The 19,962-nt window shown below is 71.4% G+C and carries 16 protein-coding genes; 6 read left to right on the top strand and 10 right to left on the bottom strand.

Annotated elements, in window-relative coordinates; translation table 11 throughout:
• Positions 1 to 121: 121 nt before the first annotated feature.
• The gene (locus ACIRS4_RS17515; protein WP_358796881.1) at positions 122 to 2,650 is read left to right on the top strand and encodes an ATP-dependent Clp protease ATP-binding subunit; all 2,529 of its coding nucleotides are present in this window, start codon (positions 122 to 124) and stop codon (positions 2,648 to 2,650) included.
• Between the two features lie 84 nt (positions 2,651 to 2,734).
• On the opposite strand, the gene ACIRS4_RS17510 is transcribed toward ACIRS4_RS17515, so the two are convergent.
• Positions 2,735 to 3,370, bottom strand: a complete 636-nt coding sequence (locus ACIRS4_RS17510; protein ID WP_404196226.1) for an HAD family acid phosphatase — start codon at positions 3,368 to 3,370, stop codon at positions 2,735 to 2,737.
• Between the two features lie 516 nt (positions 3,371 to 3,886).
• On the opposite strand from ACIRS4_RS17510, the gene ACIRS4_RS17505 reads away from it, so the two are divergent.
• Positions 3,887 to 4,489 (top strand): M23 family metallopeptidase, encoded by a 603-nt coding sequence (locus ACIRS4_RS17505; protein ID WP_404196223.1) that lies wholly within the window; start codon positions 3,887 to 3,889, stop codon positions 4,487 to 4,489.
• Positions 4,490 to 4,514: 25 nt separating this feature from the next.
• On the opposite strand, the gene ACIRS4_RS17500 is transcribed toward ACIRS4_RS17505, so the two are convergent.
• On the bottom strand, positions 4,515 to 5,135 hold the full coding sequence (locus ACIRS4_RS17500; protein ID WP_404196221.1) for a TetR/AcrR family transcriptional regulator: 621 nt from the start codon (positions 5,133 to 5,135) through the stop codon (positions 4,515 to 4,517).
• Positions 5,136 to 5,304: 169 nt separating this feature from the next.
• On the opposite strand from ACIRS4_RS17500, the gene ACIRS4_RS17495 reads away from it, so the two are divergent.
• A complete protein-coding gene (locus tag ACIRS4_RS17495; RefSeq protein WP_404196218.1) occupies positions 5,305 to 6,927 on the top strand; it encodes an MDR family MFS transporter in 1,623 nt (540 codons plus the stop codon).
• A gap of 91 nt (positions 6,928 to 7,018) precedes the next feature.
• Here ACIRS4_RS17495 and cseC read toward each other — a convergent pair whose 3' ends face one another.
• From cseC to ACIRS4_RS17470, 5 genes are all read right to left on the bottom strand, one after another.
• Positions 7,019 to 8,356 (bottom strand): two-component system sensor histidine kinase CseC, encoded by a 1,338-nt coding sequence (gene cseC / locus ACIRS4_RS17490; protein WP_404196216.1) that lies wholly within the window; start codon positions 8,354 to 8,356, stop codon positions 7,019 to 7,021.
• 20 nt (positions 8,357 to 8,376) lie between these two features.
• Positions 8,377 to 9,078, bottom strand: coding sequence for a two-component system response regulator CseB (cseB, locus tag ACIRS4_RS17485; RefSeq protein ID WP_404196213.1), 702 nt, complete (start codon positions 9,076 to 9,078; stop codon positions 8,377 to 8,379).
• A 323-nt stretch (positions 9,079 to 9,401) separates the two neighbouring features.
• Entirely contained in the window at positions 9,402 to 10,049 is a 648-nt protein-coding gene (locus ACIRS4_RS17480; RefSeq protein WP_404196210.1) for a hypothetical protein, read from the bottom strand.
• Positions 10,034 to 10,576, bottom strand: a complete 543-nt coding sequence (locus tag ACIRS4_RS17475) for a SigE family RNA polymerase sigma factor (protein ID WP_329417220.1) — start codon at positions 10,574 to 10,576, stop codon at positions 10,034 to 10,036. Before ACIRS4_RS17475 ends, ACIRS4_RS17480 begins: the two co-directional genes overlap by 16 nt.
• A 311-nt stretch (positions 10,577 to 10,887) precedes the next feature.
• The gene (locus ACIRS4_RS17470; RefSeq protein WP_404196208.1) at positions 10,888 to 11,844 is read right to left on the bottom strand and encodes an A/G-specific adenine glycosylase; all 957 of its coding nucleotides are present in this window, start codon (positions 11,842 to 11,844) and stop codon (positions 10,888 to 10,890) included.
• Between the two features lie 348 nt (positions 11,845 to 12,192).
• Between ACIRS4_RS17470 and ACIRS4_RS17465 the strand changes: the two genes are divergently transcribed.
• Entirely contained in the window at positions 12,193 to 13,059 is an 867-nt protein-coding gene (locus ACIRS4_RS17465; RefSeq protein ID WP_404196206.1) for a hypothetical protein, read from the top strand.
• 45 nt (positions 13,060 to 13,104) lie between these two features.
• On the opposite strand, the gene disA is transcribed toward ACIRS4_RS17465, so the two are convergent.
• Both disA and radA read right to left on the bottom strand, forming a co-directional pair.
• Complete coding sequence (disA, locus tag ACIRS4_RS17460) at positions 13,105 to 14,229, bottom strand: DNA integrity scanning diadenylate cyclase DisA (protein WP_404196203.1); 1,125 nt, start codon at positions 14,227 to 14,229, stop codon at positions 13,105 to 13,107.
• Between the two features lie 80 nt (positions 14,230 to 14,309).
• A complete protein-coding gene (radA, locus tag ACIRS4_RS17455) occupies positions 14,310 to 15,719 on the bottom strand; it encodes a DNA repair protein RadA (RefSeq protein WP_404196201.1) in 1,410 nt (469 codons plus the stop codon).
• A gap of 199 nt (positions 15,720 to 15,918) precedes the next feature.
• Between radA and ACIRS4_RS17450 the strand changes: the two genes are divergently transcribed.
• Entirely contained in the window at positions 15,919 to 17,664 is a 1,746-nt protein-coding gene (locus tag ACIRS4_RS17450) for a hypothetical protein (protein ID WP_404196803.1), read from the top strand.
• Between the two features lie 28 nt (positions 17,665 to 17,692).
• Here ACIRS4_RS17450 and ACIRS4_RS17445 read toward each other — a convergent pair whose 3' ends face one another.
• Positions 17,693 to 18,535 carry a hypothetical protein gene (locus ACIRS4_RS17445; RefSeq protein WP_404196198.1) on the bottom strand — a complete coding sequence of 281 codons (843 nt, stop codon included), beginning with the start codon at positions 18,533 to 18,535 and terminating at the stop codon, positions 17,693 to 17,695.
• 96 nt (positions 18,536 to 18,631) lie between these two features.
• Between ACIRS4_RS17445 and ACIRS4_RS17440 the strand changes: the two genes are divergently transcribed.
• Positions 18,632 to 19,564, top strand: coding sequence for a Ppx/GppA family phosphatase (locus ACIRS4_RS17440; RefSeq protein WP_404196196.1), 933 nt, complete (start codon positions 18,632 to 18,634; stop codon positions 19,562 to 19,564).
• Positions 19,565 to 19,962 lie beyond the last annotated feature (398 nt).

Below are 19,962 nucleotides of genomic sequence, written 5' to 3'. Positions count from 1 at the left end.
AGGAGGCCATCGACGGTGTCGGCAGTTGGAATGAGCGGTCCCCGCTTGCGGGACTAAGCTGCGGAAGGACAGGGAGGGGAAGTTCCCCCCACTGCCTGACCGCTCTGAGGAGCGATTAACGATGTTCGAGAGGTTCACCGACCGCGCGCGGCGGGTTGTCGTCCTGGCTCAGGAAGAAGCCCGGATGCTCAACCACAACTACATCGGCACCGAGCACATCCTCCTGGGCCTGATCCATGAGGGTGAGGGTGTCGCCGCCAAGGCCCTTGAGAGCCTCGGGATTTCGCTCGAGGCGGTCCGCCAGCAGGTGGAGGAGATCATCGGCCAGGGCCAGCAGGCCCCGTCCGGGCACATCCCCTTCACCCCCCGTGCCAAGAAGGTCCTGGAGCTGTCGCTCCGCGAGGCCCTTCAGCTGGGCCACAACTACATCGGCACGGAGCACATCCTGCTCGGCCTGATCCGTGAGGGCGAGGGCGTCGCCGCCCAGGTCCTGGTCAAGCTGGGTGCGGATCTGAACCGGGTGCGGCAGCAGGTGATCCAGCTGCTGTCGGGCTACCAGCAGGGCAAGGAGACCGCCGCAGCCGGCGGTCCCGCCGAGGGCACCCCCTCGACGTCCCTGGTCCTGGATCAGTTCGGCCGCAACCTCACGCAGGCCGCTCGCGAGTCCAAGCTCGACCCGGTCATCGGGCGCGAGAAGGAGATCGAGCGGGTCATGCAGGTGCTGTCGCGCCGCACCAAGAACAACCCCGTCCTGATCGGTGAGCCCGGCGTCGGCAAGACCGCGGTCGTCGAGGGCCTGGCCCAGGCGATCGTCAAGGGCGAGGTGCCCGAGACCCTCAAGGACAAGCACCTCTACACCCTGGACCTCGGCGCCCTGGTCGCCGGCTCCCGCTACCGCGGTGACTTCGAGGAGCGCCTGAAGAAGGTCCTCAAGGAGATCCGCACCCGCGGCGACATCATCCTGTTCATCGACGAGCTCCACACGCTGGTCGGCGCGGGCGCCGCCGAGGGTGCGATCGACGCGGCGAGCATCCTCAAGCCGATGCTGGCCCGCGGTGAACTCCAGACCATCGGCGCCACCACCCTGGACGAGTACCGCAAGCACCTGGAGAAGGACGCGGCCCTCGAGCGCCGCTTCCAGCCCATCCAGGTCGCCGAGCCGTCCCTGCCGCACACGATCGAGATCCTCAAGGGTCTCCGTGACCGGTACGAGGCCCACCACCGCGTCTCCATCACCGACGAGGCCCTCGTCCAGGCCGCCACGCTGGCCGACCGGTACATCTCGGACCGCTTCCTCCCGGACAAGGCGATCGACCTGATCGACGAGGCCGGCTCCCGGATGCGCATCCGCCGGATGACCGCGCCCCCGGACCTGCGCGAGTTCGACGAGAAGATCGCCGGCGTCCGCCGGGACAAGGAGTCCGCGATCGACTCGCAGGACTTCGAGAAGGCCGCCTCCCTCCGCGACAAGGAGAAGCAGCTCCTGGCCGCCAAGGCCAAGCGGGAGAAGGAGTGGAAGGCCGGCGACATGGACGTCGTCGCCGAGGTCGACGGCGAGCTGATCGCCGAGGTCCTCGCCACGGCCACCGGCATCCCGGTCTTCAAGCTGACCGAGGAGGAGTCCTCGCGTCTGCTGCGCATGGAGGACGAGCTCCACAAGCGCGTCATCGGCCAGGTCGACGCCGTCAAGGCGCTGTCGAAGGCGATCCGCCGTACGCGTGCCGGTCTGAAGGACCCGAAGCGTCCCGGTGGTTCGTTCATCTTCGCCGGCCCGTCCGGCGTCGGTAAGACCGAGCTGTCCAAGGCCCTCGCAGAGTTCCTCTTCGGCGACGAGGACGCGCTGATCTCCCTCGACATGTCGGAGTTCAGCGAGAAGCACACGGTGTCGCGTCTCTTCGGTTCCCCGCCCGGATACGTGGGTTACGAGGAGGGCGGCCAGCTGACCGAGAAGGTCCGCCGCAAGCCGTTCTCCGTCGTCCTCTTCGACGAGGTCGAGAAGGCCCACCCGGACATCTTCAACTCGCTGCTGCAGATCCTGGAGGACGGTCGGCTGACCGACTCCCAGGGCCGGGTCGTGGACTTCAAGAACACGGTCATCATCATGACGACCAACCTCGGCACCCGGGACATCTCCAAGGGCTTCAACCTCGGCTTCGCGGCCGCGGGCGACTCGAAGACCAACTACGAGCGCATGAAGAACAAGGTCTCGGACGAGCTCAAGCAGCACTTCCGGCCCGAGTTCCTCAACCGTGTCGACGACGTCGTCGTCTTCCCGCAGCTGACCCAGGAGGACATCCTCGCGATCGTCGACCTGATGATCGGCAAGGTGGACGAGCGCCTGAAGGACCGGGACATGGGCATCGAGCTCTCCCAGACCGCCAAGGAGCTCCTCTCCAAGAAGGGCTACGACCCCGTCCTGGGCGCCCGGCCGCTGCGCCGCACGATCCAGCGCGAGATCGAGGACACCCTCTCGGAGAAGATCCTCTTCGGCGAGCTGCGCCCCGGCCACATCGTGGTCGTGGACACCGAGGGCGAGGGCGACGCGAAGACCTTCACCTTCCGGGGTGAGGAGAAGTCGTCGCTGCCCGACGTCCCGCCGATCGAGCAGGCGGCCGGCGGCGCCGGGCCGAACCTGAGCAAGGACGCCTGACCCTCCCGGGGTTGAGCGCGAGAGAGGGGCCGGTGCTTTCGAGCACCGGCCCCTTTCGCATGTCTGCGTCCGGCCCCGCTGGGGTTACGACAACTGCCCGTCGTAGTCCGGCAGCTTGTAGCCCTTCTCGGCGTGGCCGCCGGACAGGTCGGTGGCGCTGTTGCCGATGTTCGCGATGATCGTGTAGCCCTTGTTCTCGATGTCGGCGCGCTGGGCGGTCTTGTAGGCGGCGACGTCCTTGAAGAGGTCGAACAGCCCGCGCACACGGAGGCCGGAGACCTTGTAGCCGACCTGCTTGAGGTTGTAGTCGGTGAAGCCGGCGATGATGCCAGGGCGCGCGGTCACGAAGAACAGCGAGACGCCGTGCTCCTGGGCGTACTTGGCGACGTCGAGGACCGGCTTGTTGGCCGGCTGGGGGTAGCTGAAGCCGAAGTCGGTCTCCAGCGCGGTGTTGTCGATGTCGAGGACGAGCGCCTGCTTCTCGCCCGGCTTGGCGGCGGCGATGCGCTGCTTGAGGTACGGCAGGGCCTGGTTCATCACGCCCTGGCAGTCGGCCTGCCAGGTGGCGTAGTCGACGTCCGCGGCGGCTGCCGTCGTGGCGACGGTGGAGCTGCCGGTGGCCGTCGCGGCCTGGGCGCCGGCCGGGACGGCCATCGCGGTGACGGCGGCCGTGGTGACGGCCGTCATGGCGATACGGCGCATCCAGGTACCTCTGTTCATGGTGGTGGGGGTCCTCTCACGTCCATGTGCTACGGGTGTCGTGGGCATGCTCATCGGTGGGGATGGCCTGAGGGGAACCAGCGGGTTACTGGACGGTAGCCGTTGATGAGAGGCCGCTCACAGAGGCGTGCATGCGAAGGTGACCGGGGTCACAACTCCGTGCGCCCGTAAGGGAGTAGTGCGCGTCACATGAAGAAGTCCCCCATAGGGGGCCATCGGTGACATGCCGCACAGGCGAAATGTCCGTTACTACATGGATTAGTGATAATGCTAATTCCGGCAAAACGGACATGTTGCTCAAAGGGTGAGGCGAACTGGGCGCGCCGGGTGGGAGTTGGCGGGGAAACGGACTAAAAGGCCAACTGTCAAGAAGTCATCGGATTAGGGGTTTAGTACTAGCTATCGCCGTAGGTCACACATTTGAGGCGACATGGACTCGGGGGTTACCAAGGGATGGCCATCCGGCGGACGTCGCGCCGGGCGGTTCTCTCTGACCCCGGACCCATGAGGTTTTCCATGTTCCAGCGCGTCACGTCCCGTTCCTCCCGTACGTCTCAGCTCCGCACCCGCGCGGCCGTCGGGGCCGCCGCTCTCGGCGCCTCGGTCGTGCTGGGGTCCGGAGTGGCGTCCGCCGCGCAGCCCGCGGCCGCCAAGCCCGCCGCCGTCGCCAAGCCCGCCGCCGCGGCCGCCAAGAAGAGCGCCTCCTGGATCGACCCGGTGGCGAAGTACCGGCTGTCCGCGAGCTTCGCCCAGGCCGGCGGCATGTGGGCGCACAAGCACAGCGGGCAGGACTTCGCCGTGCCGACCGGCACCAAGGTCATGGCCGCCCACGGCGGCACCGTCGTCAAGGCCGGCGGCTACGGCGCCGGCGACGGTCCGGCCTACGGCAACGCCATCGTGATCAAGCACGCGAACGGCGTCTACTCGCAGTACGCGCACCTGTCGCGCGTCGACGTGAAGATCGGTCAGATCGTCAAGACCGGTCAGCGCATAGCACTCTCCGGCAACACGGGCAACTCCAGCGGCCCGCACCTGCACTTCGAGATCCGCACGACCCCGAACTACGGTTCGGCGATCGACCCGGTGAAGTTCCTGCGCGCCAAGGGCGTGACCGTCTGACGGCGGTCAGGGCCGGCCGCTTTTCCTAGTCCTCCGAGGAGGGGGACGAAGAGGACGGCCGGGCGCCCCGATGGGCCTGGGTGACCAGATCGACGGCGACTTCGAGGACGGCTGCACGCTTGTCCTCGGGGTCGCCTTCGAGGTCATGGAGGAAGAACATGCCGGCGTGCAGCGTGAAGATGGCGCTGACGCAGCGGACCTGGTCGGTGAGGGGGGCGTCCGGGTCGAGGATGATGTCGCGCAGGCTCTGCAGGCGGTCCTTGAAGGAGTCGCCGATCTGCAACTCCCGCACCGTCGCCTGGTTCTCCTGCATGAAGCGGAAGAGCGGGGCCGCCTCGGCGAGGGCCTTGCTGTAGCGCCGCACCAGTTCCTGCTTGGTCTCAAGGGTGTGCGGCTGCTCCCGGCCCCAGTCGATCAGGTCCTCGATCGGCTTCGTCAGATCCGTGAAGATGCCGACGATGATCTCTTCCTTGGTCTTGAAGTGGTAGTACAGGGCCGCCTTGGTGACGTCGAGACGCTCGGCGATCTCGCGTAGCGAGGTCTTCTCATAGCCCTGCTCGGCGAAGAGTTCGAGCGCCACGTCCTGGATGCGCTGGCGGGTGTTGCCGCGGCGCTGCTGCTTGGTGCCGTCCATAGTGACGTCCATCCTCGTAGTGCTCGCGGTCCCACGGAAATCCGGCCGCCGAAGGTAAGAGAAACTTACTTGCCGCCCGGCTAGAACTTACTTGACGCCCGGCTAGTTCCCCGTCTACTTTCCCAGTGTAGTGAACTAGCCGGGCGGCAAGTAAGTGGGCCGCCGTGGGGGAGTGGGAACGATGGCGGACAGCAAGAGCGTGGAGCGGGAGACCGGCACACCGGGTACACCGGACACCGGTGCACAGGAGAAACAGGCGAAGAGCGTGCGGGCCGTGATCCTCGCGCTGATGATCACGATGATGCTCGCCATGCTCGACAACATGATCGTCGGCACCGCGATGCCGACGATCGTGGGCGACCTCGGCGGCCTCGAGCACCTGTCCTGGGTGGTGACGGCGTACACCCTCGCGACCGCCGCCTCCACCCCGATCTGGGGCAAGCTCGGCGACATGTACGGGCGCAAGGGCGCCTTCATGACGTCGATCGTGATCTTCCTGGCCGGGTCCGCGCTCAGCGGCATGGCCCAGGACATGAACCAGCTCATCGCCTTCCGCGCGGTGCAGGGCCTGGGCGCCGGCGGCCTGATGGTCGGCGTCATGGCGATCATCGGCGACCTGGTCCCGCCGCGGGAGCGCGGCCGCTACCAGGGCATGATGGCCGGCGTCATGGCGATCGCGATGATCGGCGGACCGCTCGTCGGCGGCTCCATCACCGACCACTGGGGCTGGCGCTGGGCCTTCTACATCAACCTGCCGCTCGGCGTCGTGGCCCTCGGCCTGATCAGCGTCATCCTGCACCTGCCGAAGAAGCGGTCCGACGCGCGCATCGACTACCTGGGCGCCGCGCTGCTGACCGTCGGCATCACCGCCATCGTGCTCGTCACCACCTGGGGCGGCACGGAGTACGCCTGGAGCTCCGCGCGGATCATGGAGCTGACCGGCATCGGCGTCGCCGCGCTCGTCGGGTTCGTGTTCTGGCAGACCAAGGCCGCCGAACCGATCGTGCCGCTGCACATCTTCCGCAGCCGCAACTTCACGCTGATGTCGATCATCGGCTTCATCGCCGGCTTCGTGATGTTCGGCGCGACGCTCTTCCTGCCGCTCTACCAGCAGGCCGTGCAGGGCGCGTCCGCGACCAACTCCGGACTGCTGCTCCTGCCGATGCTCGGCGCGATGCTCGTCACCTCGATGATCGCGGGCCGGATCACCACGAGCAGCGGCCGCTACAAGATCTTCCCCGTCGTCGGCAGCGTCCTGCTGATCGCCGGCCTGTACCTGCTGTCGACGATGGACACCGGGACCTCCCGGTTCATGTCCGGCGTGTTCATGGCCGTCACCGGCCTCGGCATGGGCTGTCTGATGCAGATCACCATGCTGGTCGCGCAGAACAGCGTGGAGATGAAGGACATGGGCGTCGCGTCCTCCTCCACCACCCTCTTCCGCACCCTCGGCTCCTCCTTCGGTGTCGCGATCATGGGCGCGCTGTTCAACAGCCGGGTCCAGGACGTCATGACCGAGCGGGCCGGCGCCCTCGGCTCGAAGGTCACCGAGCAGTCCGCCCAGATGGACGCCGCCGGCCTCGCCAAGCTGCCCGCGGCGGCGCGGGAGGCGTACCAGTACGCGGTCTCCGACGGCACGCACGCAGCGTTCCTCGTCGGCACCGCGGTGGCCGTGATCGCCCTGGTCGCCGCGGTGTTCGTCAAGGAGGTCCCGCTGCGGGGCGCGCTCCCCAAGCCGGACGGCCCGGACGGCGCCACGGGCGGGACGGCCGCCGCCAAGGCCCCGGTCGTCGAGTCCGTCTGATCCCGAGCCGAAGGCGAGGCGGCGTCGCGTGCACAGACGCGGCGCCGCCCGCCCCTGTCCGCGACGCGACCCGGGTGCCGACGCCTTCCGCTCAGGGCAGCACCGGATAGCTGCCGGTGTTGGTCGGCGCGTGTTCGGGCAGCCACAGCACGGCGACCGCCCCCTCGGCGGGTATGTGCCCGGGCGCGCCCACCGGCTGCACATTGCGGAAGGTCAGCCGGGCGCCCAGGACCCGGGCTTGGCCGGCGGCGATGGTCAGGCCCAGCCCGTGACCACGGCCGGCGCGGTCGCTGCTGCCGGTCCGGAAGCGGCTCGGGCCCTCGGCGAGCAGGCTCTCCGGGAAGCCGGGGCCGTGGTCGCGCACCCGGATCACCCGCCCCTCCACGGAGACCTGGATCGGCGCCTTGCCGTGCCGGGCCGCATTGGTGAGCAGGTTGAACAGCACCCGCTCCAGCCGCCGCGGATCCGTGGTCACCATCGACTCGTGGACCACACGCACCTCGGCCTCGGGGTCCTTGGCCGCCACCCGCCGGGCGACGAACTCGCCCAGCAGGATGTCCTGCAGCTCGGCCCGCTCCGACGCCCCGTCCAGTCGGGCCACCTCCAGCACGTCCTCGACGAGGGTGCGCATCGCTTTCGCCCGGTCCAGGACCAGTTCGGTGGGCCGGCCGGGCGGCAGCAGCTCCGCGGCCGTCAGCAGCCCCGTCACCGGGGTGCGCAGCTCGTGCGCGATGTCGGCGGTGACCCTGCGCTCCGCCTCCAGCCGCTGCTGCAGCGCGTCCGCCATGGCGTCCACCGCGCTGGCCAGGTCGTCCGTCTCGTCCTGGACGACACCGCCGATGGCGTCCCGCACGCGGACGTCCGCCTCCCCCTTGGCGACCTCGTTCGCCGCGGCCGCCGCCTTGCGCAGCCGCCGGGACAACTGTCCGCCGATGAGCACGCCGAGCGCGCTGCCGCCGAAGACGACCGCGATGGAGCCGATCACCAGGGCCTGGTCGAGATCCATGAGGATGTCCGTGCTGCGGTCGGTGAACCCGGTGTGCAGGGAGAGCACATGCTCCCCGTCGTTGACCGGCACCGCCGCCCAGATGTCCGGCGCGCCGCCCCCGTGGTCCGACACGAACGTCGCCCGGCGGCCCTCCTCGACCTTCTCCCTCAGCTCCGCCGGCAGTCGCGGGTCGTCGATCTTGATGTTGGGGAAGTTCGGATGCCTGGACAACTGATAGTTGCGCTGGGCGATCCGGATGCGCTCGTCCGCGAGATCGCGCGCGTTGTCCAGCATGGACACTCGGGCCGCGTTGTGCACGACGAGACTGAGCGCGACCGCCACCAGCGCGCCGACCAGCGCGATGGCCGCGCTCAGCTTCCACCGCAGGCCGGTGCGGATGCCCGCGCGCTCCACGCGGCCCGGAACCAGGTGTCGCAACATCCCCCGATACCCCGTTCCGCTCAGGCCTTCAGCTTGTAACCGAAGCCGCGGACCGTCTCGATGCGGTCCTGACCGATCTTGGTCCGCAGCCGCTGCACATGGACGTCGACGACCCGTGTGTCACCGCCCCAGCCGTAGTCCCACACCCGCTCCAGCAGTCTGTCCCGTGACAGCACCGTGCCCGGGGCGGAGGAGAACTCCAGCAGCAGGCGCATCTCGGTCGGCGTGAGGGCCACCGGCCGGCCCGCCCGCCGTACTTCCATGCCCTCGGTGTCGACCTCGAGTTCCCCGAAGGTCAGCACGCCCCCGACCGCCGCCGCGTCCTGGTCGGCCCGGTCGCCGCCGCCCGCGTGACCGAACCGGCGCAGCACCGCTCTGATACGGGCGACCAGGACGGCGCCGTCGAACGGCTTGGTCACGTAGTCGTCCGCGCCGGCCTCCAGGCCGAGGACGACGTCGATGGAGTCGGCGCGCGCGGAAAGCATGATCACCGGCACGGTGGACTCGTCGCGGATGCGCCGGCACAGGCTCACCCCGTCCAGGCCGGGCACCATCACGTCCAGCAGCGCGATGTCGGGGCGGTCGGTCCGGAACGCCTCCAGTCCGGACAGCCCGTCGGGCATCGCGGTGACCACGAAGCCGTCCCGCTCCAGGGCGAGCTGGGTGGCCTCGCGGATGACGTCGTCGTCTTCGACGAACAGGACGTGGGTCTGGTCTGCCATCCCGGTGCTCTCAGTCCTCGTGCGTATCGGCCGGTCGTGAGTCGGCTCGTCGTGAGTCGGTTCGCTTGCGCGTCGGTATGTCGTGTTCGGGTCGGTCGGGTCTGGATCGGGTCGGGTCTCGGGCGGTCGAATCGGGCGTGAATCCGTCGCTTCGCTGTCCGAGTGCCCATAGAGGGGACGCCCGGAGCGCTCAGGCCGTTCACTGGTTCATCGTTCCGGAGGGCCGGAACGGTTCACACGACGGCGAATTTTCCCCGACGACCTCGCCCGACGACTTCGCCTGACCGCTTTCCCCGACGGCATTCCCTCGACGACCGGCCCGGTCAGCCGCCGGCCGACGGCGGCGGCGCATCGTCGCCCACGACGCTGTAGTCGTTGTGCCAGCTGTACTCCTTGACGAACCGGCCCCCGACCCAGCGGTAGGTGATCACGTTCTCGCCCGAGGGACTGGAGACCGGGTCGCCCTTCTCGTAGACCTGCCTGGACACGACCAGGACGCCCCGGTCCATCTCGGCGTAGACCGGCGGCTCCTCCGCCTTGAACACGTTGGTGTAGCCGTCGCCCGCCCGCCGGTACACGTACGAACCGACGCCGACGACGTCACTGCAGGTCAGCACGTTGACCACGATGTCGTCCTCCGAGCCGCCGGTGAGGTCGCCGTACGACACGTCGACCGGGTACTCGTCGCCGACGCAGGGCTTCAGCCCGCGCTTGACCTCGGCCGACACCGCCGGATCGTCCTTGACCAGAGCGACCGCGTCCACACGGTCGAAGGTGCTGGTGGGGACGGCGGCGGGGGTGGCGCCCGGGACGGTGCCGCGGGCCGGCCCCTCGTCGCGCGCGCCGGTGCCCCCGGTGGCGCAGGCGGAGGCCAAAAGCCCGAGGGCGGCGAGCACGGTCATCGCCGTGATCGCCGCCTGGAAGATCCCCCGGACCCGTGGGGGCCCGGCCTCGGTCAGGCCGCCGCGCAACGCTCCCGCTCCTCACGCTCCAGCGCGCGTGCGTCCAGATCGCGGGCCTCCAGCTCCTCACGGAGCCGGGCGAGCGCCCTGTGCAGCGTGCTCTTGACGGTTCCCGCCGACATGCCGAGGGCGGCGGCGGTCTCGTCCGTGGACATCTGCTCCCAGTGTCGCAGCACGACGACGCTGCGCTGCTTGGGAGCGAGCACCTTCATCGCGTCCATCAGGAGGGCGCGGTCCGCGTGCTGCTCGGTGGAGTCGTCCACGCAGGCGTCCGGGAGCTGCTCGGTGGGCACCTCCTCCAGCTTGCGGGCCCGCCACCACTCGGTGCGGGTGTTGATCATGACGCGGCGCAGGTAGGCGTCGGCCAGTCGCTTGTCCGCGATGCCATCCCAGCGGCCGTACGTCCGGGCCAGCGCCGTCTGGAGCAGGTCCTGGGCGTCGACCGGGTCCGGGACCAGCCGGCGGGCGCTGCGCAGCAGCGCGTCCTGCCGAGTGCGGACGTACTCCTCGAACTCGAGCACCTCTCCCTGCGCCATGATCAACACCCTCCGTGTCCCCGTTCCGGCCGACCGTGGTCCGCCGGTGTCCTGCTCTGGTCTGTGGCCCTCGTGCCGCTGCGGCCACGGAAGAGAAACTACGGAGGTGTTGTCACGGCACTGTGCGAGGGAGCCTGCGGCCAGCGCGCGGCTGTCCGTCGGTTGTGTAACGGAAATGAGTTCGGGGTAAGGGGTCCGACCGTTTGGTGTGCCTATGGGGTGTTCTGGTCGGCGAGAGAGTGTGACGGAAGCCTGTTACGGGGCCGTGCGCGAGCGCCAAGCCTGTGCCACGGCCGTGAAATGTCTGTGCGTCACGTCAGCGGCAGGCGGTACTGGCCGCCGGGCAGCGGCTCCACGAGACCGTCCGCGACGAGGCCGTCCAGCGCACGCGCGCGTTGCACCGGCTCGTGCCACACACGGTCCAGGACTGCCTGCGGCACGGGTGCGTGAGCGTTCCTCAGGACGGCGAGGAGCTTCCCGCGCACCTGCCGGTCGGTGCCGGCGTACGTCTGCCCCCGGCGGGGCGGGCCGGTGTGCTCCGGCTTGCCCGCGAGCCGCCAGGCGCACTGCGCGGCGATCGGGCAGCGCCCGCACGTCTCGTTCTTGGCCGTGCAGACGAGCGCCCCGAGTTCCATGGAGGCGGCCGCCCAGCGCGCGGCGGTCTCCTGCTCCTCGGGCAGCAGGGCCCGGGCGAGCCTGCGTTCGGCGGCCGTGGTCGCGTTCGGCGGGTACTGGACGCCGGTGACCGCGCGCGCGAAGACCCGCCGGACGTTGGTGTCCAGCACGGCGTGCCGCTGTCCGTACGCGAAGGATGCGACAGCGGCGGCCGTGTACTCGCCGATGCCGGGCAGCGCGAGGAGCTGGGCGTGGTCCGACGGCACGTCGCCGCCGTGCCGTTCGGTTATGGCCACCGCCGCGCCGTGCAGCCGCAGGGCGCGGCGCGGATAGCCGAGCCTGCCCCACGCGCGGACGGCCTCGCCGGGGGCCTCGGCGGCCAGGTCGGCGGGGCGCGGCCAGCGGGCGAGCCACTGCTCGTAGACCGGCAGGACCCGGTTGACCGGAGTCTGCTGGAGCATGAACTCGCTGACCATCACGCCCCACGCGCCGGCTTCGGGCCGCCGCCAGGGCAGGTCGCGGGCGTTGTCGTCGAACCAGTCGATGACAGGGGAGTGGAGGTGGGCGCCGGTGACCTGCTCGTCGAGCAGGGGATCGGGGGCGGTGTCGGCGTCGGCGGGGCTGCTGTACGGGGGCTTGGTGGGCGCAGTCATGGCCCTACCGATCCTGCCATGAGGGGAGGGGAGCGCGCGTACCGCCACTCTGGGGGGGCGGGGCGCGGCCGATCTTCCGTGTGTCCGTCCTGCTGGTCCCGGCCGGTGCGTCCGGCGGCTGTGGCCAGAGGTGCAAGCGGCGCGAATGCGAAGGGCGGCGGCTCCTTCCGCGGCGGTCACGGATGGTGAGCGTGAAGGTCGTCGCCGTCACGTCGTGCGACTGGTGACGGTGTGAAGGGCACAAGTCGGGGGCGGAGCAGCCGTGTCCGGGATGATGATCCGGAAAAGTTGTTCTCCGGGCGGCGGGTGGGGCCGGTGAACGCCGCGATCTCTCGTACAGTTTGCGCCGTGGGATCTCTGCGCAATCCGGTCGGGCCGCTTCCCTCCTCCATCTACTGGCGACGGAGGGTCGTACTGCTGTCCGTGGTCGCCCTGTTGGCGCTGCTGGTCACGTGGATCGTGGCCTCGGGCGGGGGTGGCGGACGCAACGGCGCGGACGGTCCCAACGGGAAGAATCCCGCGCCTTCGATCACTCCGGGACCGTCCGGATCAGGGCCCGCCATCAGCCAAAACCCCGGCGGGCGCGACGAGTCGGGCAGCGGGGGCTCCGGTTCCGGCGGATCGGGCGGATCGGGCGGGTCAGGGGCCGTGGGCGGCTCCGGGGCCGGGTCGGGTTCGGGTGGCGGATCCGCGACCGGTTCGGGTGGCGCCGGTGCGGGCGACGGTGGGGCCGCGGGCGCCGGGGTCGTGGGGGGCGACGGCGTTTCCAGTGCCGGGACTTCCGCCACCGCTCTGCCGGCCGGGACCACATTGCCCAACTGCACGGCGAGCGTGGTGACGTTGAGCCTGCGCAGTGTGCGGAACACCTACTCGCCGGGACAGACGCCCACGTTCCAGCTGACGGCGAAGAACTCCTCCGGGAGTGACTGCAAGGTCGATCTCGGGCCTGCGAAGGCCGTGTTGACGATCACTCAGGCGGGGGCGGAGAACGACTACTGGTCCTCGGACGACTGCCCCAAGGGTGCGGGCAGCCGGCTGTACCGGGTGGTCGGCGGGAGCGGCATCACGTACACCGTGACCTGGGACCGCAAGCCCGGTGCGCCCAAGTGCGCGACGCCGCCGGCGGGGGTGGCCGGGCCGGGGACGTACCTGGTCGAGGCGAAGGTCCCGGGCTTCGCGAAGGCGCAGACGTCGTTCGTGCTGAAGGCCGATTAGGCGGACGGTTCGCCCGCGGCTCGCGTGCCGCTGCCGCGGGCGGTGTCAGACGTAGCGTTCCAGGATCGAGGACTCCGCCAGGCGGGAGAGGCCCTCTCGGACGCTGCGGGCTCGGGCCTCGCCCACTCCGTCCACCGTCTGGAGGTCGTCGACGCTCGCGGCGAGGAGCTTCTGGAGGCCGCCGAAGTGCTCCACCAGGCGGTCGATGATGGCGCCGGGGAGGCGGGGGACCTTGGCCAGGAGCCGGAAGCCGCGCGGGGAGACCGCGGAGTCGAGGGCCTCGGGGGAGCCCGTGTAGCCCAGCGCCCGCGCCACCGTGGACATTTCGAGGAGCTCGGCGTGGCTCAGCGCGTCCAGCTCGTACAGCGCCTCGTCGACCGTGCGGGAGCGCTTGGCGGTCGGCTCCGGCACGTAGTCCCGGACCACCAGCTCCCGCTCGGGCTCCACGCCGGCGATCAACTCGTCGAGCTGGAGGGCGAGAAGGCGGCCGTCGGTACCCAGCTCCACCACGTACTCGGCGATCTCGGTGGCGATGCGGCGCACCATCTCCAGGCGCTGGGCCACGGCCGACACGTCCCGGACCGTCACCAGGTCCTCGATCTCCAGCGCCGACAGAGTCCCCGCGACCTCGTCCAGCCGGAGCTTGTAGCGCTCCAGGGTGGCGAGGGCCTGGTTGGCGCGGGACAGGATCGCCGCGGAGTCCTCCAGGACACGGCGGTGGCCGTCGACGTAGATCGCGATCAGCCGCATGGACTGGGACACCGAGACGACGGGGAAGCCGACCTGCTTGCTGACGCGGTCCGCCGTGCGGTGCCGCGTGCCGGTCTCCTCCGTGGGGATCGTCGGGTCCGGCACCAGCTGGACGCCGGCCCGAAGGATCTTCGACAGGTCGGAGGAGAGCACGATGCCGCCGTCGAGCTTGCACAGCTCGCGCAGCCGGGTCGCCGTGAACTCCACGTCCAGGACGAAACCGCCCGTGCACATCGCCTCGACCGTCTTGTCGGAACCCAGCAGGATGAGCCCGCCGGTGTTGCCGCGCAGGATCCGCTCCAGGCCGTCGCGCAGGGCCGTGCCGGGGGCCACCGCGCTCAGCGAGGCGCGCATCAGGCCATCGGCACCGGAATTGCCACCGGACTTTCCATGAGCTGCCGCCCGGTCGTTGGCTGCCACTGCACTCCTCCGGTCGCAGGTTCTTGGCGTCCCCGCTGCGCGCACTCGGTTCGTACGGACGGGCGAGACCTGGGCAAAGTCTACCGGCGGTCCTCCCCGTCCCGTGGGGCCTCTCGGCGACGGGACCGCGGCAGGACCCTCAGGGCGTCCCCCATGTCCGCGACTTCCAGGACCTTCATGCCCGCGGGGACCTTCCCGGGGTCGCCCGGCACGAGCGCGTGCGTGAAGCCCAGACGGTGGGCCTCGGCCAGCCTGCGCTGCACGCCCGTGACCCGTCTGACCTCGCCCGCCAGGCCGACCTCGCCGATCGCGACGAGGTTCTTCGGCAGGGGTGTGTCGCTGGCGGCGCTGGCCAGCGCGAGGGCGATCGCCAGGTCCGCGGCGGGCTCGGAGAGCTTCACCCCGCCGACCGTCGCCGAGTAGATGTCCCGCTTGCCGAGGGCGCTGATCCTGCCCCGCTGCTCCAGGACCGCGAGCATCATCGACACCCGGGACGTCTCCAGGCCGGAGGTCGTCCGGCGCGGGGAGGGGATCTGCGAGTCGACGGTGAGCGCCTGCACTTCGGCGACCAGGGGACGGCGGCCCTCCAGGGTGACCGTCAGGCAGGTCCCCGGGACCGGTTCGTCACGACGGGTCAGGAAGAGTCCGCTCGGGTCCGCGAGGCCCGTGATGCCCTCGTCGTGCAGTTCGAAGCAGCCCACCTCGTCCGTCGCCCCGTAGCGGTTCTTGACGCCCCGCACCAGACGCAGGCGCGCGTGCCGGTCGCCCTCGAAGTGCAGGACGACGTCGACCAGGTGCTCCAGCAGGCGCGGCCCCGCGATCGCGCCGTCCTTGGTGACATGGCCCACGAGCAGCGTGGACATGCCGCGTTCCTTGGAGGCGCGGATGAGGGCCCCGGCCACCTCGCGGACCTGGGCCATCCCGCCGGGCGCACCGTCGATCTCCGGGGAGGCCACCGTCTGCACCGAGTCCAGGATCAGCAGCGAGGGCTTGATCGCGTCCAAGTGGCCGAGGACGGCCGCCAGATCCGTCTCGGCGGCGAGGTAGAGGTGGTCGTCGATGGCGCCGATGCGGTCGGCGCGCAGCCGGACCTGGCTCGCGGACTCCTCGCCGGTCACATAGAGCGTGCGGTGCTCGTCACTGGCCGACTTGGCGGCCACGTCGAGCAGGAGCGTCGACTTGCCCACGCCCGGCTCCCCGGCGAGCAGCGCCACCGCGCCCGGCACCAGGCCCCCGCCGAGCACACGGTCCAGCTCGGCCACGCCGGTGGGGCGGGCGGTGGCCTGACGGCCGTCGACCTGGCCGATCGGCAGGGCGGAGGTGGTGACGCGCCCCGGCGCCGTCGTACGGACCGCGGGCGCGCCGTACTCCTCGACCGTGCCCCACGCCTGGCATTCGGGGCAGCGGCCGAGCCACTTGGCCGTCTGCCAGCCGCACTCCGTGCAGCGGTAGGACGGACGGTCCTTGGTGGTCTTCGTACGGGCAGCCATGGGGGAAACCGTAACCGCAGCCACCGACAACGGACCGGGCCTGTGGACAACCGTGCGCCCCCCGCGTTCCCCTCGGGGGGACGACCCCGTATGCACCTGCCACCCCCGACCCGTATGAGGGATCGTTTCACCCGTACGGATTAAAAGGACTCAAGGGGGCAGAACACGCAGTTCCACGCCGCCTACGGTCGCACGGGTGATGAGCAGCAGTCCGCAGACCCCGACCCGCACGACCGGCGCACACCGGGCGCACCGGGAGGCGCGCGACCGCACCGAGGCGCGCACGCCGGCGCGGCGGCCGCGCGGCCGCAGCGAGCCGTCCTACGAGCCGTACCTCGACGGCCTGTTCACCTACTGTCTGTCCGTCCTGTGCGAGCACGACGCGGCCACCGCCGCGCTCGCGGACGCCCTCGCCCTCGCCGAGCGGCGCGGTCAGCGCGCCCAGGACGCCGCGGGCGACCGCAGGGCATGGCTGTACGCACTGGCCCGCTGGGCGTGTCTGCGCGAGCTCGCCGAGGCCAGGCGGAGACGGCAGGGCGCGCACGCGGCGGGGCGGCCGGACGCCCCCGGCGCGAGCGGAGCGAAGTCCGCCGAAGCGCCTCCCGCCGGCCTCGCGGACGAGGCCCAGCAGCAGCGGCGGCGTGAACTCGCCCTGCTCGCGTGGCCGGAGGCGGCCGGCACCACGCCCGAGCAGCGCGAGGCGCTGGAGCTCGCCGTACGTCATCAGCTCGCCGCCCACGAGGTGGCCGCCGTTCTCGGGATGGAGCACGCCGCCGCCCGCGAGCTGCTCGCCACCGCCGCCTGCGAGGTCGAGCGCACCCGCGCCGCCCTCGCCGTCGTGGAGACCGGCGGATGCCCCGGGGTGGAGCGTCTCTCCGGCAACGACCAGCTCGTGCTGAGCGCCGCCCTGCGCCGCGAACTCGTCCGGCACGTCGACGACTGTCCGCGCTGCCGCAGGGCCGCCGAGCGCGCGGTCCCCGGCCGCTGGCCCGGCGCCGGCGTCACCCCCGCCGAGCTGCCCGTGCTGGAAGCGCCCCGCGCGAGCCTGCGCGCCGCCACCGCCCGCCTCTCCCGCGCGCGGGGCGCCGCCGCCCCCCGGTTCGACCGGCGCGGCTTCCCGATGGCCCCCAAGGACCGCGCCGCCCGCCGCGACCGCCTACGCGCGCGTGCCGTCACCACGACCGTCGTCGCCACCGTCGTCGCCGCGCCCGTGCTCGCCCTCTGGGCCGCCTACCGGAGCACGCCGACCAGCGAGGGCGCCGACGGACGCAACCCCGCCGCCAGCGAGGCGCGAAACCCCGGGGGCCTCGACTCGGCGGCCGCCGGCGGCTACCAGAACGCCGGCAACGCGAGCCCCCGGCCCGGCGGGGGCGCTTCCGCGGGCGAGGAGACCGACGTCTCCGTCGAGGTCATCAGCGTCGCCGGACTCGGCGAGCACGGCGCGGGCCGCCTCTCCGTGCGGGCCGGCAACGACGGCGCCACCACCCTGATCACCCTGACCGCGGCCCCGGACGCGCCCGAGCCGATCCGCTGGTCCGCGACCGCCACCGCCCCCTGGCTCCACCTGAGCCGCTCCCAGGGCGTGATCGCGCCCGGCGAGTCGACGACGGTCAAGGTGTACGTCGACCGTCTGCGCGAACCCGCCGGGCACTGGCACGCACGCGTGGCGATCGCCCCGGCCGGCGCGGTCGTCTCCATCGACGGCTACGGCGCGGCCCCCGCTCCCGCCGGCCCCGTGCCGAGCCGCCCCACCGGAGCGCCCCCGTCGGAGGGACCCGCGCCCAGCCCCACGGCCCCGCCCAGCACGGCCCCGGCCTCCAGCCCTCCGCCGACCACCGCCGACCCCGAGCCCACCCCCGATCCGTCCACGCCGGACCCGGGCGTCTCGACACCGCCACCGGGCGACGGCGGCGGGGAGGACGACGGAGACACCGGCGCCCCGTAGAGCAGCCGACCGCCCCGGCCGGGCCGCCTCAGCCCGCCGGATCCGCCGGATGCGGCGCCACCAGCGGAAGCTGTGCGGCGAGCCGCTGCTCGCACAGCTCGACCAGCCGGTCGTAGCCCGCCTTGCCCATCAGCTCGGTCAGCTCCGCCCGGTACGACACGTACACCGGCTCGCCCGCGCCGTGCGCCGAGGTCGCCGAAGTGCACCACCAGTGCAGGTCGTGACCGCCCGGGCCCCAGCCGCGCCGGTCGTACTCACCGATCGACACCTGGAGCACGCGCGTGTCGTCGGGCCGGTCGATCCAGTCGTACGTGCGCCGCACCGGGAGCTGCCAGCAGACGTCCGGCTTGGTCTCCAGCGGCTCGCGGCCCTCCCGCAGCGCCAGGATGTGCAGCGAGCAGCCGGCGCCGCCCGCGAAGCCGGGACGGTTCTGGAAGATGCACGAGCCGTTGAACGGGCGGGTCTGCCGCGAGCCGTCCTCGTCCTCCGCGACCCAGCCGTCCCGTGTGCCCTCGTCGTGGTGCTGCCAGATGTCCGGGGTGAGCCGCGCCACGTGCTCGGCGACGCGCTTCTCGTCGTCCTCGTCGGAGAAGTGGGCGCCCAGCGAGCAGCAGCCGTCGTCGGCGCGGCCCGCCTGGATGCCCTGGCAGCCGCTGCCGAAGATGCAGTTCCAGCGCGAGGTCAGCCAGGTCAGGTCGCACCGGAAGACCTGCTCGGGGTCGGCGGGGTCGGGGAACTCGACCCACGCACGCGCGAAGTCGAGGCCCTTCTCGTCCCCGGCAGGGCCGGCGGGCGGCCCCTGAGGGGCGGCCTTGCGCGACTTCTTCGGGGTGGCGTTCTTGTCGTGCTTCGCGCTTTTCGTCTTTGGCACGCGTCCAGGGTAAGTCGCCCGCGGGCCGACGCGGCACCGTCTCAGGAAGCACACCGGGGACGGCGTGGAACGCGCCTGGCAGTAGCGTTTCCCCCTATGAGACTCGGTGTCCTCGACGTGGGATCGAACACGGTGCACCTGCTGGTGGTGGACGCGCACCCCGGCGCGTGCCCGCTGCCCGCGCACTCGCACAAGGCGGAACTGCGCCTGGCCCAACTCCTCGACGACAGCGGGGCGATAGGGGCCGCAGGCGTGGACCGGCTGATCACGGTCGTCCAGGACGCCCTCCAGGCCGCCGAGGACAAGGGCGTCGAGGACCTGCTGCCGTTCGCGACCTCCGCCGTGCGCGAGGCCAGCAACGCCGACGACGTCCTCACGCGCGTGCGGGAGGAGACCGGCGTCGAGCTCCAGGTCCTCACCGGCGCGGAGGAGGCCCGGCTGACCTTCCTCGCCGCCCGCCGCTGGTTCGGCTGGTCCTCGGGCAAGCTGCTCGTCCTGGACATCGGCGGCGGCTCGCTGGAGATCGCGTACGGCATCGACGAGGAGCCCTACGCGGCCGTCTCCCTCCCGCTGGGCGCGGGCCGGCTCACGGCGGGCTGGCTGCCCGGCGACCCGCCCGACCCCGAGGACATCCGGGCGCTGCGCCGGCACGCGCGCACGGAGATCGCCCGCACGGTCGGGGAGTTCAGCCGCTTCGGCGCCCCGGACCACGTCGTCGCCACGTCGAAGACCTTCAAGCAGCTCGCCCGCATCGCCGGCGCCGCCCGCTCCACCGACGGCCAGTACGTGCAGCGTGAGCTCAAGCGGGAGTCCCTGGAGGCCTGGGTGCCGCGCCTGGCCGGCATGACCGCCGCCCAGCGCGCGGAGCTGCCCGGCGTCTCGGAGGGCCGCGCGGGCCAGCTCCTCGCCGGGGCGCTGGTCGCCGAGGGCGCGATGGACCTGTTCGGCGTGGAGACCCTGGAGATCTGCCCCTGGGCACTGCGAGAGGGCGTCATCCTGCGCCGCCTGGACCACATGGGCTCGGCGTAGAGCCGGCGGGCCACGCGTACCTGGGCGGGCCGCGCGGGCGTGAGCGAGCTGATGGGCCACGCACACGTGAGCGAGCCGATGGTCCACGCGTACCTGGGCGAGTGGGCGGGCCGCGAGTAGGTGGGCGGGCCGCGCGGGCGTGAGCGAGCCGATGGGCCGCGCACACGCGAGCGAGCCGATGGGCCACGCGTACCTGGGCGAGTGGGCGGGCCGCGAGTAGGTGGGCGAGTCGACGGGCCACGCACACGTGAGCGAGCCAGCGGGCCACGCGTACCTGAGCGAGCCGACGGGCCACGCGCACGTGAGCGAGCCGATGGGCCACGCGTACCTGGGCGAGTGGGCGGGCCGCGAGTAGGTGGGCGAGTCGACGGGCCACGCACACGTGAGCGAGCCAGCGG

This window comes from Streptomyces sp. NPDC101166 (genome assembly GCF_044768125.1).
GTDB lineage: Bacteria > Actinomycetota > Actinomycetes > Streptomycetales > Streptomycetaceae > Streptomyces.
The sequence above is the reverse complement of the archived record's forward strand: the minus strand, read 5'-3'. Positions and strand labels throughout refer to the sequence as shown.

Excerpts from the sequence above, each read along its gene's own strand:
- ACIRS4_RS17475 (WP_329417220.1), bottom strand. The coding sequence starts at position 10,576 with ATGGCGCAGGGAGAGGTGCTCGAGTTCGAGGAGTACGTCCGCACTCGG.
- ACIRS4_RS17510 (WP_404196226.1), bottom strand. The coding sequence starts at position 3,370 with ATGAACAGAGGTACCTGGATGCGCCGTATCGCCATGACGGCCGTCACC.
- ACIRS4_RS17440 (WP_404196196.1), top strand. The coding sequence starts at position 18,632 with ATGAGACTCGGTGTCCTCGACGTGGGATCGAACACGGTGCACCTGCTG.
- ACIRS4_RS17505 (WP_404196223.1), top strand. The coding sequence starts at position 3,887 with ATGTTCCAGCGCGTCACGTCCCGTTCCTCCCGTACGTCTCAGCTCCGC.
- cseC (WP_404196216.1), bottom strand. The coding sequence starts at position 8,356 with ATGTTGCGACACCTGGTTCCGGGCCGCGTGGAGCGCGCGGGCATCCGC.
- ACIRS4_RS17515 (WP_358796881.1), top strand. The coding sequence starts at position 122 with ATGTTCGAGAGGTTCACCGACCGCGCGCGGCGGGTTGTCGTCCTGGCT.
- ACIRS4_RS17500 (WP_404196221.1), bottom strand. The coding sequence starts at position 5,135 with ATGGACGTCACTATGGACGGCACCAAGCAGCAGCGCCGCGGCAACACC.
- cseB (WP_404196213.1), bottom strand. The coding sequence starts at position 9,078 with ATGGCAGACCAGACCCACGTCCTGTTCGTCGAAGACGACGACGTCATC.
- radA (WP_404196201.1), bottom strand. The coding sequence starts at position 15,719 with ATGGCTGCCCGTACGAAGACCACCAAGGACCGTCCGTCCTACCGCTGC.
- ACIRS4_RS17495 (WP_404196218.1), top strand. The coding sequence starts at position 5,305 with ATGGCGGACAGCAAGAGCGTGGAGCGGGAGACCGGCACACCGGGTACA.
- ACIRS4_RS17470 (WP_404196208.1), bottom strand. The coding sequence starts at position 11,844 with ATGACTGCGCCCACCAAGCCCCCGTACAGCAGCCCCGCCGACGCCGAC.
- ACIRS4_RS17450 (WP_404196803.1), top strand. The coding sequence starts at position 15,919 with ATGAGCAGCAGTCCGCAGACCCCGACCCGCACGACCGGCGCACACCGG.